Source organism: Caballeronia sp. AZ1_KS37, assembly GCF_023631165.1.
Lineage (GTDB): Bacteria > Pseudomonadota > Gammaproteobacteria > Burkholderiales > Burkholderiaceae > Caballeronia > Caballeronia zhejiangensis.
In genome coordinates, this window is sequence record NZ_JALQDP010000043.1 from 122,509 (window position 1) to 138,133 (window position 15,625).

Annotated in this window: 11 protein-coding genes and 1 pseudogene; 8 read left to right on the top strand and 4 right to left on the bottom strand. The window is 57.2% G+C overall.

All coding sequences use genetic code 11. The annotated features are described in order from the left end of the window. Positions 1-320 precede the first annotated feature (320 nt). From NCS00_RS29705 to NCS00_RS29725, 5 genes are all read left to right on the top strand, one after another. Entirely contained in the window at positions 321-1,637 is a 1,317-nt protein-coding gene (locus tag NCS00_RS29705) for a site-specific integrase (protein ID WP_250441805.1), read from the top strand. Beyond that, a complete protein-coding gene (locus NCS00_RS29710) occupies positions 1,634-3,958 on the top strand; it encodes a hypothetical protein (protein WP_250441806.1) in 2,325 nt (774 codons plus the stop codon). The genes NCS00_RS29705 and NCS00_RS29710 overlap by 4 nt, the downstream gene beginning before the upstream one ends. After that, entirely contained in the window at positions 3,951-4,454 is a 504-nt protein-coding gene (locus NCS00_RS29715) for a hypothetical protein (RefSeq protein ID WP_250441807.1), read from the top strand. Before NCS00_RS29710 ends, NCS00_RS29715 begins: the two co-directional genes overlap by 8 nt. Before the next feature lie 726 nt (positions 4,455-5,180). Continuing rightward, positions 5,181-5,450, top strand: coding sequence for a CopG family ribbon-helix-helix protein (locus NCS00_RS29720; protein WP_250441808.1), 270 nt, complete (start codon positions 5,181-5,183; stop codon positions 5,448-5,450). After that, positions 5,447-5,770 (top strand): type II toxin-antitoxin system RelE/ParE family toxin, encoded by a 324-nt coding sequence (locus NCS00_RS29725; RefSeq protein WP_250441809.1) that lies wholly within the window; start codon positions 5,447-5,449, stop codon positions 5,768-5,770. Before NCS00_RS29720 ends, NCS00_RS29725 begins: the two co-directional genes overlap by 4 nt. A gap of 223 nt (positions 5,771-5,993) precedes the next feature. Here NCS00_RS29725 and NCS00_RS29730 read toward each other — a convergent pair. From NCS00_RS29730 to NCS00_RS29740, 3 genes and pseudogenes are all read right to left on the bottom strand, one after another. Continuing rightward, positions 5,994-8,927, bottom strand: a pseudogene (locus tag NCS00_RS29730) (Tn3 family transposase). Between the two features lie 319 nt (positions 8,928-9,246). Then, positions 9,247-9,669, bottom strand: a complete 423-nt coding sequence (locus tag NCS00_RS29735) for a PIN domain-containing protein (protein WP_250441810.1) — start codon at positions 9,667-9,669, stop codon at positions 9,247-9,249. Positions 9,670-9,675: 6 nt separating this feature from the next. After that, positions 9,676-9,909, bottom strand: coding sequence for an AbrB/MazE/SpoVT family DNA-binding domain-containing protein (locus tag NCS00_RS29740; protein ID WP_233392212.1), 234 nt, complete (start codon positions 9,907-9,909; stop codon positions 9,676-9,678). 585 nt (positions 9,910-10,494) lie between these two features. Here NCS00_RS29740 and NCS00_RS29745 point away from each other — a divergent pair. Continuing rightward, a complete protein-coding gene (locus NCS00_RS29745) occupies positions 10,495-10,734 on the top strand; it encodes a hypothetical protein (protein ID WP_250441811.1) in 240 nt (79 codons plus the stop codon). Positions 10,735-11,120: 386 nt separating this feature from the next. Here the strand turns inward: NCS00_RS29745 and NCS00_RS29750 are convergent, their stop codons facing one another. After that, entirely contained in the window at positions 11,121-11,312 is a 192-nt protein-coding gene (locus tag NCS00_RS29750) for a hypothetical protein (RefSeq protein ID WP_233392205.1), read from the bottom strand. A gap of 950 nt (positions 11,313-12,262) precedes the next feature. Between NCS00_RS29750 and NCS00_RS29755 the strand changes: the two genes are divergently transcribed. Continuing rightward, positions 12,263-13,420: a mechanosensitive ion channel family protein gene (locus tag NCS00_RS29755; protein ID WP_008344637.1), complete on the top strand. Its 1,158-nt coding sequence runs from the start codon at positions 12,263-12,265 to the stop codon at positions 13,418-13,420. 88 nt (positions 13,421-13,508) lie between these two features. Next, the gene (locus NCS00_RS29760) at positions 13,509-14,801 is read left to right on the top strand and encodes a cation:proton antiporter (protein ID WP_250441812.1); all 1,293 of its coding nucleotides are present in this window, start codon (positions 13,509-13,511) and stop codon (positions 14,799-14,801) included. The last annotated feature ends 824 nt before the right edge of the window (positions 14,802-15,625 follow it).

The window sequence follows — 15,625 nt, forward strand, 5'->3', positions numbered from 1 at the left end:
CGGCGATGTCTCTGGCGCTACGCAGGACGTGAATTACGTCGATGCGCTCGGGTTGCCCAGTGACGCGATATGAAATCTGGTAGCTGCCGAGCACACGATGCCGCACGCCGCGATCTTCGTACCGAGGCACGAGCGGGTAGGCGAGGGGCATATCTGCAAGGTCAGGACTTCCCGCGCTCCCTCCCCTCATTCGGTACTACGATGAGTTCGACGATGTCACGCGTTCCATCGCCTCACCCGGCGAAGCCGAAGCCTTTGAGTTGCAGATATACGGACGAACACACCGGCTGGAGTTGAGTCGTTACCCGGCTGCGTACGGCTTGCTGGTAAAGCAGCTCTTCCTGTATCTGCTCGGCGAAGGGCTTCATGTCATGTCTGCGTTCAAGGCCGCGAATGGCGCGATGCACTTCTCCATGACCGAGGTCGAGAAGCTGATGGGTGCCGGTCCCCACAAGGTGAGTCGTGAATGGACTCTTATGCGAGCTCGCGACCTGCCTCAGGACGCGTACCGGTTCGGCAAGACGTTGCTGCGGTTACTGTGCATCCACAGGCTCTGCGGATGGTCGCCGACATACGGTGAGTTCATACGCTCCTCTCTCCCGGGTCCGGCAAGCGACTCTCATGCAGGGGTGCATTCGGGCGATGTCTTCCTATCGGTCGACGAGGAGGCGGCAATCGTGCGGCACCTGGATGAAGTGGTTGCCGTCCTTGGGTCGTCGGCAACCGCAGCTCCGTCGAACGAAGAAGTCCGCGACGCAGGAATGATGCTGTGCGCCTATCAGTTTGCCATGCGACCAATCCAGATTGCGATGCTACCCATGCGAAATGTTCGCATATGGCATGCTACTCCGGATGAGCCGCCGACCGTTCACTTAACCTTCCACATGGCCAAGCAGCACAGCGACTCGAAAAGACGGCCCCTTACGCGTCGAGTCAAGCGCGAGTGGGCGCCGCTGTTCGTTGCGTTCAATGAGCGGCGCAAGGCCGAAGGTGCTGCCGGTGCCGCTCGCTTCTTTGATGTTCAATCAGTTGCTGAGGTAGGAATTCGCATCGCCGCGTTGGTGCGGAGATTGATTGGGTCCGATGACCTCGGCACGGCCACCGATTTGCGACATACGGCAGCCCAGCGACTTGTTGACGCCGGTGCGAGCCACGAGGAATTGGCTGAATTCATGGGCCACGCGCATGTGCAAACGGGACTGGTGTACTTTGCAACGTCGGCCACTCACGCGGAACGGGTGAACCGTGCGCTCGGTGCGTCCGACGTTTATCGGCGCGTGGCGAAAATCGCGCATGACCGCTTCATCTCCGCCGAGGAGCTTGCGCAACTCAAGGGCGAGCAGCAGATTGCCGGTGTGCCTCACGGAACTCCAATTGCCGGCATCGGCGGCTGTGAATCCGGTCAGCCCGCCTGCCCTTACAACCCCATCACGTCGTGCTACGGATGCCGGAAGTTCATGCCTTTGCACGACAAAGCGATGCATGAGCGAGTGCTTGCCGACATGCGTGGTGTGGTTCTGTTCTTCGAACGCAGTTCTCGGGGTGATGTTCGCTCGCCCGCCTACCTTCAATTGCAGCGTACCATCGTCGAGATTCAGGCTGTCATTGAAGAACTGGAAAGCGAGGACCGGCAATGAACCCACACTACTCCGCGTTCATTGAGCTGGGCAAAGCGCTGGCTCAGGAAAAAGGCCTGCCGTGGGAAATCGACCTCAATGAAGACGGTACCGCACGCGATGGTATCGGCTGGAATCTTACCGCTGTGGCAGGTGATGTACCACCTCCGACACACTATCTCCGGGACCTTGGGCCCGAAGCAAAGGTGCTGGCAATCATCAACGCCGAGCGTCTTGAGTTGGGATTGGCGCCGAAGGTACGGGAGCCGCTATCGCTGGCATGGCAAGACCTCGTGAAAGCAGCGGTAGCCGAACAACTGTTGTTCCGGCGCAATACGGTTCCGCACGTGTCACAGTGTATCGCGCGCCCGTTGAGAGCGATTGCAACATGCGTAGATTCCGAACCGTGGCAACTGACGATTGATGACCTGCGAGAGGCCGTTCGCATCGCGAAAGCGGTTCAAGCATCTGGAAAGTTCGGGGACTTGGTCGCGGGCATCGTGAAAGTCCTGTTTGACCCGAATCACATCTGCGATGCAGGACAGATGTACGCATGGCTTGATGTCGCGCGCCTTCGAACGAAAAGTGTCATTCGCGCCAAGCATATCTGGTCGCAGGAGGCGTTACGTGCCGACCTCGAGGCTCGCAAGCGTGCAGAGCGCTTGCCTGAACGCCGTGCGTTCTGGGAACTGACGCGCATCGTGATGACCGAAAGACCCCGTACATTCGTCGACGACCTGAGATTCGCCGCTGCGCGCACAATGATTGTGACGGGCATGCGCGCTGGCGAAGTGGCCCTGTTGCCGCTGGACTGGAAGCGGGAGCGTTCGTATGTGGATTCCAAGGGTCGACCAGCCGGTGAAGCGGGAGGTATCTCGACTTCGCTCATGGTCCGGCACTTCGCGGAAAAGCAGCAGGATGAGGACTCGGATAGCCGTATCCTGCGGGAGAACGCTCAGCCCGTGCCGGACATGTTCCGGTTGTTACTGACGGAAACGCTTGACCATGTAGTCACGCTGACGGAGCCGTTACGTGCGACGCTGAAGCTTCAATGCGAGACTGGGCGATTGCTCCCATGGTACGCGGCTGACGACATTGTTCCGTTCACGGAACTGTACACACGGATATCGGGCAGTCCATTCTGGTTAGAGATGGAAAGTGAAGAGTTCGTCCGTAGATATCGGGAAAGCTTCGACCCCTCAGTATTGAGTGACCTCTATGCTCTACAACAACAGAAGCAAAGCACTGGTCGGCTCGCACTTCATATGGCGTTATACAAGCTTGGGAACCGCCTGCAAGACAAGATGCGCGCCGAACACATTGCGTTACGATTCAGACGTGCTGATGGCGCGGCTATTGGGGTGAAGGAGCGCATGAATTGGAAAGACACTTATCTGCGTGTCGGCGAGCTTGAGGACTACATTCGCTCGACAACACCGACGAAGGTGTCCGACACCGCGCCGCTGCCTCTCGCTGACGGCTTGGTTCAACCTTGGGAGTTGCTGTTCCTGCAGCCCAAGCGTTCGCTTGCCGAGGAACGTAACGACGGACTGTGCGATATCACGCGGTACATGGCGGTTAACCGGCCCGACCCTTCCTTCATTGGGTACGCACTTGGTGACGCGAAGGAGTTGCCGTCACTGTTCGAAAAGTACGGCGAAACGGACGAAGACCGGGCGTTGAAAATCGAGTCACACATGCTTCGCCACCTCCAGAACACCGAACTGTTCCGGCTGGGCGTAGCCGACACCATCATCTCGAAGCGCTTCAATCGGCGCAGTGTCGCTCAAAGCTATGAATACGACCACCGCAGTCTTGCCGAGGAACTGGACCAGATAGAAATTCCGCCGGACATCGAGATAATGCTCGGCGAGAAAGCGAGCACAGTGGCAAAGCTCATCAAGGGCGGCCGAGCCAGCGGCCCTATCGTGGAGGCGTTTCGCCGCATCCAGGCGACCGAAGGCGACACTGCCGCGTACGAGTATCTGCGCGTCGAAGCTGATGGCTTCCATGCCACGCCATATGGGCATTGCCTGAGTTCGTTCACGGTTGACCCGTGCCCTAACCATCTCGAATGCTTTAACGATTGCCGCCATCTCTCGGCAACCGATTTACCTGAGAACCGGGAAAATCTGATTCGACTTGAGGGCAAGCTCAAAATTGCCGTCGAGGAAATCAAGGCTAGGCCGTCGACCAGCATTGGCTGGAAGAACCAGCTCGAACATGCGGAACAGCGCCTGGTTGGCGTTCGCACGTTGCTGGCCACGCCTGCGGGCGAACGCCCCTTCCCGGATGGCCGCGACCTGTCGCTGCCGCCGCAACGTGGAGTACTTGATGACTAAGCCCAACGATACGGCGCAAGTCGATGATAACGAGATGCGCGAGATTCTTGAAACGCTGCTCGCCAATGATGAAGACATCACGGCGCGCGCTGTCTCTCGGTTGCATCCGTCCATCAAAGCGGCATCGTCCATCACCCGCAGCGAATCGCGAAGCCAGTTGCTTGCCGAGTATCAGCAACGCCAGACGGAATACCGACGCTGGCGTGGTCGTGTTGCCAAACGGTCTGGCGCCGACATTGCCGCATCGCTTGCCGACAAGGACATCCGGATTGCAGAGCTCGAGGCCACCGTGCAGCTGCTAACGGCTTCCCATCTTGCCATGCTACGTGCCGTTGGCGAACTAGGCGGCTTCAGCAAGTGGGCAAAATTCTACGAGCATCACAGGGAAGCGCGCGACAAACTGATTGCCATGGGTGCCGTGCCAACCGCAACGGTATCGTCGCTCGCCGAAAGTCCTGGTGGTAATCCTGGCAGCCCGCACAGGCCTAAAGGATGAGTGGAAAAGCGCAACACTGACGGCTCATCCCACTCCTCAGGGTCTCCTGAGCGTTGTGCCGCAGTCCGCCGTTCAGCGCAACACCAAGCATACGACGCGGTGCGCAACACGGAAAGGCGAAAAAAGTGGATATCCTGTGGATAACTCGGTCGCCTTACCCATTAAAAGATAACAAAACCTGAAAAACCAAACCAGCGCAACATCACACCACAGGTACCAAGAATCGAATGACTCTGTAATTAGCTAACTAAGTCCTCCTCGAGGTGCGTTTCCCGTGAAACTAATAAGGGTACGCCCCTAATCGTTGTTTGGTGTGTACCCGTTTTCAGAAAGCGAGCATTTGCGCGACTACCACGTGGTAGTACCCGGGCGTAATAGTGGTGGATCTCTTAGTGCGTACAGCAGCGACACGCCGAATGAGCCTGCGCGCTACACCTCTTTTTGTGGCTCTCTCCCACACGCGTCAGGCACCCTAGGCGGATCGGCGCGGTGAAAAATACGACTATTTTCGCCGTTACGTGCGAGAGATTCTTCCCTAAGCGCGAAGTAGAGTATTTTATACGGAGCGGCGACGGCTACCTCGCCGGCAGGACAGTAGAGCCGAGTTTCACCGGTGAAACTGGTTCGGGCATATAGACGCAGGTCACTCGCAATGCGCATCAACCTGCACTGGACTATCCTATTGTTTTACAATAAATGTTATTGGAATATGTCGTGAGGTCCAGGATGACCATTGAAACTAGAACGTTGACGGCACAAGTGCCCGTCGAACTTGCTCACGAAGTAGACGCATTATCGGAGCTTCTTGAACGGCCTCGGCAGTGGATTATCAAGAAGGCGCTGGTCCAGTTCCTTGCGCGTGAGGCAGAGAGGCGTCGCCTGATTCAGGAGGGCCTGGACGATGTCAGCGCGGGCCGCCTGCTCTCGATGGAGCAAGCGCGTGCGTGGGCAAATAGCCTTGGCACGGACAACGAGTTGCCGGTACCAAAGGCGTGACCGTCAAAGTCCTACCCACCAGCAAAGCGATGTCCGATTTGAGCGCGATCGCTGCGCATGTGAAGAAATACAACGACGCGGCCACCGCGCGTAAGGTTGTCAATGCGCTGCTCGACGAGGCGGAGCGCTTGGGTCAGGACCATTTCCATCGTATCGGGGAAGAACTCGACGGCTACGATGGCCCCCCGGCGCGCGAAGTGCATCGGTGGGTGTGCCTCGCGGGACACTACGAGCTTCACTATGAGGTCCTGCCCGCCTACGGGGAAGATCCCACTGCTATTGCAATCCTTCGGGTCTGGGACACTCGACAAGACCGTTAAAAGAGGCCGTTGCGCTGCCGGCCGGCGGTCCCCTAACATTCTGCTGCCGAAGCTTCTTTCGCCGACGCTCGGCGCGGACCCCGTTCCGGGGTGACCTTGATTTCCGTGCAAATTCCGGGTTAGGGCGCTCTAGCTCCGACAAGGCTTTGCGTTCTGGCGCCAAAATAATACCTCTTTAGATCAGGGACTTGCTGTCTACCCCCCAGCGTGATCCGGCGCATCGCTATGCGCGCTGAGTGGCTTCACGCGTCGCCGTACCTTGAACCAAGCTTGGAAGGAGTCTGCTTGCGTAGCGCCCAACCGGAAAAATGAAGGTCCCGCGCAGGTTGATGCCCTCCAGATGCGTCGGCGCAATCCTTCTGAGCTGTTCGGCTCCAGGCGATTCGCCTCCGGAGGCTTGCAGCGCCTCGAGCGCATGCTGCATGTGGGTCGTGTTCCATGCCATCAGAATGTTCGCAAGCAGCGTCAATGCGGAAGACACGGCTGAGAGCGAATCTTCGCGCCGTGCCAATTCGACGGGGATGCGTCCAACATGAATCGCGCGTTGAACCACATGCACGGCCTCGCCCCGATTCAACACGTGCTGCAGCTCCGTCCGGAATGTCGTGTTCGTGAAGTAATCGATCAGGAAGATGCTACGGAACAGCCGACCGATGTGGACGCCTCCGTCATAGACCGGCTGCCCACGCGCTGCTGAGCCGAAGCGGGTTAGGGCTTCCACTGCAGTACATTTTCCTGAGCGAATCGATGCAGCAATCCTGACAAACTCGTCCCAGACTTCAGCGATGAGATCAAGTCTGATGTCGCGGTCTGTCACGGCACAAAGCTCTTGCGGCACGTCCTGGCTGCGAGGAACGTGAAGCCGACGATCACGAAGATGCGACAGGCGAGGGCAGAGATCAAATCCAAGCGTGCGGGCCAGGCCCATCGCGAAATCGGTGTACCCATGCGTGTCGACAGCGAGCTGAGCGATGTCTTTCGTGGCACTCTGGCGCACGACACCTTCGATGGCCGCACCTGCTTGCCGCTCATTCAAAACGATCGGCTGATCGTAAAAGATGCCCCAACGATCGAGCACGTGTGTGTACATTCCGATGGATGCCGAGCGGCGCCGCGGATCTGCCCGAGCCTGCCATACCTTTCGTGTGGTTTCGAGCGACATCATGTCGGAAGACGCGAGATCAGAACGGCCCCAGTGAGCAGCGATAGGGTGCTCGTGCATGAACTCAAGAACTGCATCGGCGGCAAGCCTCAGCTTTCTCTCGTCCGCCAAGCGTTTCATCATTTGGCGGATCGCGTCGCCTGACACCTCGGGCACCATCCTAGAGAGTTCCGCGGCCGAGAGAGATGTTCCATGCGCGAGCACGGCAGAATAGACCATCAGCAGTTCCACTCGTGAGCGAGGTTCACGCCCGAGCAAAAGCCAACTGAATCGTGTTGCGCTATCGATCTCGAGGATGATCTCCGGTAGTTGCCCCTGCGGATGCGCCTGGTAGATCGCCTGTCGCAGGCGATCCGCTTCGTTGTCCGCCGGCTGGGCATTGAGCGGACTCAAATGCACGGCCGTATCAACTTGCACATCCCCTTGCTTCACCGCTTCGAGCAAGAGATCAAGCCTTTGATCGAGAAGTGCAAGGATCGGATCGAGAAATTCCTTGGGATCTTGCGGAAGACCCAGTTGCCCGTAAAGATTGTTGCGTTTGGCGATCCACTCGCCCATCGGAATCAACATGCGCGTTCGACTACGGAACGCGAAACTATGCTCCACATAGACGGATCCGTTGCGAAGCGCGACGCGCAGGGCGAACAACGTGGCCCATTCGAACGCCTTCATGGCTTTGATTCGGTCGAATCCGTCGATCGCTTCGCGCCACGCGCGACCCAGACGAATATTCAACCCATCGGGCAGTAAGTAAGCGTGACGGCGATAAAGATCTCGAAGCAGAACGATCGCGTCGAGTACGGGATGAGTGGAATCAGCCTCGAAGGGCAGTTGCACTATCCGCATCAATAGGTTCCGTGCCGAGTGTCGCTTGCCGATTAGATGCTGCCGCATGAGGCTGCGGCGGCTTTGCGGTGGGCAGAGAACTGTGTCGGCCAGTTCACAGAGCGCGCTACCAAGCTGTTCGCGCGACAGGGACTCGTCAATCGCCAACGCCTTCACAGCCAGGGCGAACTCGCGAAGCTGATCGTCAAGCTTGTTCTTCGCCGCGTCGAGCGCGCGAGATGCATCATTCACGACTTTCTGCACCCAGCGCCGGAGCATCGTGAGTACGTGATCGGTCGCCGTGCACAGCGAATAACGCATGAAACAGGCGGCCTCGAGCCTCCGGCTTTGCGGCGCGATCCGTTTGCTGATGGATGGAGAGCGGTTGGCACAGCGACGAGCGTAGTAGCGAACAATTGCATCGTTGCATGCGCTTGGCCATGGGGATGCAACGCCGTGCATGGTCAGGAGATTAATCTTATCCAGCACTTCACCCATCTGCTGAGTCGAACCACGGAGCGGCACAGCCCAAAGCCAGCCCTGCAGGCTCACGTACTCCTTGTGTGGCTGGGGTAAAAGGCGTGCCCAGCTGTCCAATTTCTCCGGGCCGAAGGTTCGCTGAAATTCCTCGTGGAGCGAACTCTCGATATCGCGAACTGCTTGGACGATGAACTGTCGGATTGTCCGTTCGTTGGGTATGACGATCCGATGTTCGTAGAACCATTGCTTCAGGTCGTTGCCCAATTGGCCGCGCTCTGGGCGACCCGTCAATTGTTCTTTCAGCCAACGGATCACGTATCGACGTTGGTGCTCTCAGATCGTGCGGAAGTTCGCGATGATTTGAGCAAATCGTTGATGGTCGGACAGCGTATCGAAGCGTCCGTCGTAGATCGAGCGCAGCGTTCCGAGATCGGGCGGCTGGACATGCAGTTGTCGACCGAGGTGCCGCCACAGCATCGCAGGTATCTGGCGATAGGAATCCAGCGATCGGCCGGACATTCGTATGAACCCGACGTGCAACGCAACGGCGAGACGATATAAATCAGATCGCCGCGTCTCGATGAGCGCGATCTCTTGCTTCGAGAACGTGAAGAAAGTGTTGAGTTCAAACTCGCTCAGATCGCGGGGTACTTGACGGATCCCAAGATAGCCTGTTCGCCAGCTTTCCATCGTCTGTGCTCCGCGGCGATCACGAAGCGATCCAGCCTAGCGGCGCAAAATCGGCGGCGCTACGGTACAAATCGGGATGCCGACCTGGCATCGGCTGTCCAGCCGACAGCACCAGCGGCGATTCGAGGGGATTGACATAACGTGACGCGTAACGAGCCTAGTCAGCCGATGGTCCTTGACATAAGGCCTCCCGAAATTAAAATGCGATAACTCGGGTTATGTAAAATAATGGCGCTTAGAGAAGACTGCGTACGGCTCCGCCGCGAGCCTACGATCAAGCAGTAAGACGCGCAGTTGTTCAGTCGATAGACCCATCTGCTCAAGAAAACGGGTTTATCACGGTCAGCTGGCCGAAGATGACTTGACCGTGGTGCATGTCTTCGCTGTAGAGGACTTCGCAATCCGCGAGCAATGCGAAAGCAATAATGCAGGAATCGTAAAACCTGAATCCGTAGTGCGCTGCAATCCGACGTGCTTCTTTATGAACTTCAAGCGTCAGCGGCACGACTTCGCAAAACACTTCGACATCGTCCAAGATGTGCTCAATCTCAGGCCACGATAAGCCCATCTTCCGGCTCATCACAAGCGTGACCTCGTTCATCACCTGAGTACTGATGACTGGCCTGAAATGTCCGCTAGCCACCAATGCCTCAGCCCTGTCAGCCTTCGCGGCATCGTCCGAAAACAGATAGACGAGTATGTTGCTATCGACGGCGAACCGAGTCGGTGCGGCCACTGTCATTCGACGTTATCCCCGGTCGCTGAGCGATTCCCGATCAAACTTAAAGTCCGCGGGCAGACGTCCCCGATACTTGCGCAGTCGCTCAATCCGCTCGGCAACGGTCGGCTTTTTGCTGACCGAGAACGCGCCAGAATCGGCAGCGTAAATCTCAATATCGTCGCCCTCCTTCAAGCCCAGCGCATCGACGACACTTGCGGGCAACCGCACGGCAAGGCTATTACCCCATTTCGCGACCTGCATGATAACTCCCATGGCATGGATACACTTTAATATAATTGTATATCCGATCCGGGGTTGTATCAAGTCCAAGCCGTGGTGACTTCCTGGCCCGCGAACACTTACCCTGCGAGCGCGGTTTTCAACACGCCGCCGATGCTTGTCGGCTCTCCCGCATGCACCCGTCTTAGGATCGGGTCGAGTCAGTGCCCATCGCCGGGCAGATAAGAACCGACCTCCGGCGACGACGGTGGCAGCGATCGAAAGTGTCGGGCGGTCGGAAGTACGTCAAACAACATAGGAATGCTAACTCAGATGCTGATCGCTGATCCTGCCCGGTGCGTCACCTTCGAGGTGTCCCACGATCCGTGTCACGTTATCTTGGCCGATGCGCTGCCCATGCTAGCCCCGGCACCGACTACGACTGGCGACTCGCGTGAACGCGTCCGAAAACTTACCGATACGAACGTGCGTTTCACCCGTTTCCCCGCCTAAAATGGTCAGCCAACAGACAGCCCACTGTCTTAAGAAAATAACCACTGCACTGTCGAAGCCTCTAGTGCGGCACCGAACCCTGCGCGCTAAACAGCGCCGCCCAAACGGAGGATCATGGTGATCTATCATTCAGGAGCGGCATTCGAGCCCTCCGTTACCCGTAAGGGCGCTGCATTCGTCGCTAGCGTTTCGATCCTTGAAGAGGACGGACAGTCGACGTCGCTCGGCGAACTCGGTATTTTTGCCACCGAAGAGAGCGCTCTCAGGTTCGCGGTTTGGTACGCTGCGGCTTTCATCGAAGGCCACGACCTTCCGGTCCCGCCCCTGCGCTCGGTACTGCCAGGAAATTCCTGAATCGATAAGACGGAATCGTCATTCTCGCAGTTACAGCCCCGCCGATCCGGTCGCCTGATCCCGCTCCCGCCGGGTGGCTATATCGAATAAACGCGCTCGAAAGGCCGCCAATGCATACCTCCGACGTGAGTCGCCAACGATGACCATGCCTTCCGCAGAATAGCGCTGGCGTGGCGCAATGCTGCAATAGCCTTTGATGAATCCGCGACTGGCCGATGCTGCTGCTATGTCACCAAGAGAGCGTCGCAGATGGGTCGGCTCCTGACCGCATCGCGCGGTAAGCGCGGTGCCGTAGCCGATCGAACTTGACCGGGTCGAGTTCCAAGCTTCAGCAACCTGTCGCCTCGTTCGCTCGAGTTCAAAGCCAGTGTTGAAGACACCCCCGCCTAGTCGGTTGCCGGTAGAATACGGACGTTCGCCTCGGGCCGGCTTTCACGCGCGAAGACCAGTGCCTCCTGTTCGCTGCAAGCGAAAGTGACGCGCTTGCCATGCTCAGTCGGAACTTCGACCTGCCATCCACCGCCTGAACACGGGCGAATAATGATTTCGGCGTCGTCGGCGCCTTCTGATGTCAGCACGTGCCTTGACTCCAACGGGATGCACTCTAACAGACGATCTGCGAAGCGTTTAGCGAACCACCAGCGTCCGTGATTCAGGCCATCGCACTCGTCACAGCATTCTCAAAAAATTCAAGTCCATTATAGGTCGTACACGGCCGACGCCTGCAGGCCCGTCGTATGGTGGTGTACGAATGATTCGTCTTTCTCAAAACGCGTCACAAACGCAATTATCAAGCGACGGCCAATGGCGGACGCGGACTTGAATAAACAAATACCCTATAACTGGCCAATCCGACCAAGGAACTCGATTCGGCCACATGCGTTCGTGATCGCCGATTTGAGCGCCTTTTCCTCGGACAAGCTCCCCGCAATACAGGGGTACGGCTCCAAGCATGAATAAAACACGACTCCAGTAACAACATGCCGAATCGTGACGTCGATCCAGACGCTATTTGTCCCTCGAAACGGCTGCACATCGAGCATAACCTCATAATCCCCGTGCACAATGTTCTTCGCCAATGTGGTCCTCCTCTAATCGGAATGCAAGCGAGGCTGACAGACCGAACGCGAACCGAGCCCTTCGCCCAACACCCCTGCGCGCATTCCTGGTTGCTCCGTTGCTCTCGGAGCCAGCCACTTTCTTCCTCGACACTTAAATCCATCTTAAGTCGCTTCGGCGTTTAAGCGCCCGTGGACCCTTAGACGGTCGATTCACCTCGAAAAGCAAGCCGATGAACGGCTAACAGGTGTATGCCGAAAGCGGTTCGAACATATGCTCAGCACGCTTGCGTGCGCCAGCATTTCAAGCATCGCAATCGCCACATCGGTTCACATCGCGAAAAGGGCCCTGTCGCAGCGGGTGCCCTGGTGGACAACGCCATCAAACTTTCTGAATGAGAGTACGGAACTCTTGCACCGTTGTACAGACAGACTGTAAGTGATAGTAACGATAAGAGAGGAAATTACCGATGCAATGGTTCAGTTCGGCAAAATGGTTCGATCTCGGAGCGGTGTTCGGCATACCGCCTGTCGAATGGCTCTACGCAGCAGTCGCCGTTGTGGCGAGCTACCTGATCTTGTCAGGACTACTTCGCATTTGCGTCGCACGTCTTGGCAGGATCGCGGCGAAGACATCAACTCACTTTGATGACATCGTTGTTGATGTGCTTGACCGAACACACCGATTGACGATTGTGATGGCCTCACTGCTGATCGGCACCGAATTCATTGATCTGTCGGCGAAGTGGGATAGTCGAATCAGCCATTTGTGGTTTCTCGTCGTTGGTTTCCAGATGGCGCTCTGGGTTAATCACGGCGTCTCGGTCTGGACCCACCGGCGCCTCACCAGCGCTGCGGCAACGGCTCACAATCCGGTCATCACCACAATGATGTCATGGATGCTCCGGGCGCTGCTGTGGTCTGTTCTTCTGCTCGCCGTTCTCGCCAACATGGGCGTGAATATCACCGCGTTCGTCGCCAGTTTGGGCGTCGGCGGTGTTGCCGTCGCACTGGCCGTCCAGAGCATTCTCAGCGATCTGTTCGCATCCTTGGCAATCGGCCTGGACAAGCCGTTCGAGATAGGCGATTTCATCGTGTTCAATGACGTCGCTGGAAGCATCGAGCACATCGGCCTCAAAACCACCCGCATTCGCAGCCTGAGCGGCGAGCAGATCGTCTGCAGCAACACGGAACTGCTCAAAAACACGATACACAACTATAAGAGAATGTCGGAGCGTCGCATCGTGTTTGCCTTCGGAGTGACCTACGACGCTAAACCCGAGCAACTGAAAGAGGTCCCACAGATCGTGAAGGCCGCCGTCGAATCCGCGGGGAACACACGTTTTGACCGCGCGCATTTTAAGCAATTCGGTGAGAGTTCCTTGGACTTCGAAGTGGTCTATTACGTCACCGATCCTAGCTTCAACCTGTACATGGATATTCAGCAGACAATCAATCTGGATCTTATGACCGGGTTAGCGGAGCGCGGCATGGATTTCGCGTTCCCCACACGCACTCTCTACGTTGTCGGCGACGCTGCGGATCAGGCGCAAGAAGACGAACCAAGCAAATCTACTCGGCCACGCGTGCGCGCTGTTGGCACCGCATCAGCGCCGCTCAAAGGTTAGGCCGCGCGGCTCTGGCGAGCACTGCATCGCACGTTGTGCGCCTGCCCGCTTTTAACCTCGCACAGAACCTGCGTAAAGAGGATCGACAGTGCTCGACATCGTCGCAATCAGCATCTCGATGACCGCGGTATTGGCCTACTTGAATCATCGATTCATCAGACTCCCGACAACCATTGGCGTCATGGCGACATCGCTGGGGGTGACGTTCTTGCTCGTGGTGCTCGATGGGCTCGGATGGGACCTGCTTGGGTTCGTCCATCGTCTGAAAATTGCCGAAGCGGGCTTCCTTCACTCTGTTGACTTCAGTCAGTTGCTCTTGCAGGGCATGTTGTCGCTTCTGCTTTTTGCGGGCGCCATGCATGTTGACTTTGCCAGACTTGCGCACTATCGCTGGCAAGTCCTGGCGCTCGCCATCGTGAGCACGAGCGTCTCAACCGCCGTGGTCGGGGTCGCAATATGGCTGTTGCTGCCGCTTCTCGACATGCGACTGTCTCTGCCCTATTGTTTGGTGTTTGGCGCGCTGATTTCCCCGACCGATCCAATTGCAGTCATGGGCATTCTAAGATCCGCCGGCGCGCCACGTAATCTGGAAATTGTCATTACTGGGGAGTCTCTTTTCAACGACGGCGTGGGGGTCGTGCTTTTTTCCTTGATGCTCGCCCTCGCAACAAGCGGTGACGCACCGAGCGTTTCGAGCGCTTCGCTCATCCTGCTGCGTGAAGCTGGCGGCGGAATTGCTTTTGGGTGGGTATTAGGATATGCCTTGTATCGACTCCTCGCATCGGTCGACCATTACCAGATTGAGGTCTTGCTCACCCTGGCAGCCGTCCTTGGGGGTTATTCGCTGGCCAGTCACCTTGAGATCTCCGGTCCGCTTGCGATGGTTATTGCCGGTGTGATGACCGGCAACCGTAGTCGCGAGCATGCAATGTCTGAGACAACGCGCCACTATGTCGACATGTTCTGGGAACTCATCGACGAGATTCTTAACGCCTTGCTCTTCGTACTAATTGGCATGCAGGCCCTGATCGTCCCATTCACCTCGAGGATGATACTTGCCGGCGTTGTCGCTTATGTCATTGCGCTAGCTGCTCGGCTTCTGACGGTAGGTGCTCCAATTGCCTTTTTCCGGCGCGCCGCAGGACTGCCGCGCGGCTCATGGCTGGTTTTGACGTGGGGTGGCTTGCGTGGAGGCATTTCCGTCGCGCTCGCCCTCTCACTTCCGAGCGGCGACGCACGTGAAGTCATTTTGGCCATGACGTACCTCGTGGTCATGGTCTCAATCTTAGGACAGGGACTGACTATTGGGCGCATCGTACGTAAGTCCGTCCGTCAAGGAGAGCCGGCGCAATCGATGCAGACCGATGCAGACCGATGCTAGAGCTTGACACCCGAATTGCCGATGAGCATCTGAGACTTGTCCGGCCACGCGCGAGGCGACATCCTTCAAACGGTCAACTCATTCCGGAGACGTCGAATGCAAATATTTGGTCTTCAACTGAACAAGCCTTCATTCTGGGATATCACGCTCACAATGGCCGGATGTTCGCTCTTGATTCTCATCGTGTTTGCATGTTGTTTGGCGCTCGGTTACTTTCCCGACCTCGTCACGAAGCTACTGTTCACTGTATCCTTCATGTGGGGCGCGTTATGCAGTCTCTTTGGCGTCCGACCGTCTTCAGGACGCCGCCATGTTGTTCTCATCATAGGAGGCTGGATCCTTCTCGGTACGCTGTCACTTTTTGCGGCGCAGGCAGCAAGCGTCTAAAGAGGACAATTTCACCTGATCGGACGCTGAAAAGAGCGTCGCTAGAACGCCCAGACAGATGCCGAAGGCGCAGCGCGGAGAAAGCAGTGGACCTGCAATCGACTAGCAAGTCGATCGGTCGGCTGAAACGTTGTCGTAAGCGCCTTGTCGATCAATGATGCAAATACAAGCGCTTTCGCTGAGCCTTGGGATGCCTTGAGGACGACGAGGCCCACAATCCGCCATACGTGAAACCGTAGCCCGACAGCTTTGATCCGGGTACTAACGTATTCCTGTCTGACAACCCCTCGGCTTGCAGCTTCGGATGGAACAGTCCAAAAGTTTCTGCATGCGCACCTGCCCCTCTGCGATCCCCTGCGGCTTGCGTCGCGTTCTTGTCAGATGCGAACGACGCACCAGAAACCAAAGAAGCGATGAAAAGTGCAGCGGTCAATAGG

Excerpts from the sequence above, each read along its gene's own strand:
- NCS00_RS29710 (WP_250441806.1), top strand. The coding sequence starts at position 1,634 with ATGAACCCACACTACTCCGCGTTCATTGAGCTGGGCAAAGCGCTGGCT.
- NCS00_RS29715 (WP_250441807.1), top strand. The coding sequence starts at position 3,951 with ATGACTAAGCCCAACGATACGGCGCAAGTCGATGATAACGAGATGCGC.
- NCS00_RS29720 (WP_250441808.1), top strand. The coding sequence starts at position 5,181 with ATGACCATTGAAACTAGAACGTTGACGGCACAAGTGCCCGTCGAACTT.
- NCS00_RS29735 (WP_250441810.1), bottom strand. The coding sequence starts at position 9,669 with ATGACAGTGGCCGCACCGACTCGGTTCGCCGTCGATAGCAACATACTC.
- NCS00_RS29740 (WP_233392212.1), bottom strand. The coding sequence starts at position 9,909 with ATGCAGGTCGCGAAATGGGGTAATAGCCTTGCCGTGCGGTTGCCCGCA.
- NCS00_RS29745 (WP_250441811.1), top strand. The coding sequence starts at position 10,495 with ATGGTGATCTATCATTCAGGAGCGGCATTCGAGCCCTCCGTTACCCGT.
- NCS00_RS29755 (WP_008344637.1), top strand. The coding sequence starts at position 12,263 with ATGCAATGGTTCAGTTCGGCAAAATGGTTCGATCTCGGAGCGGTGTTC.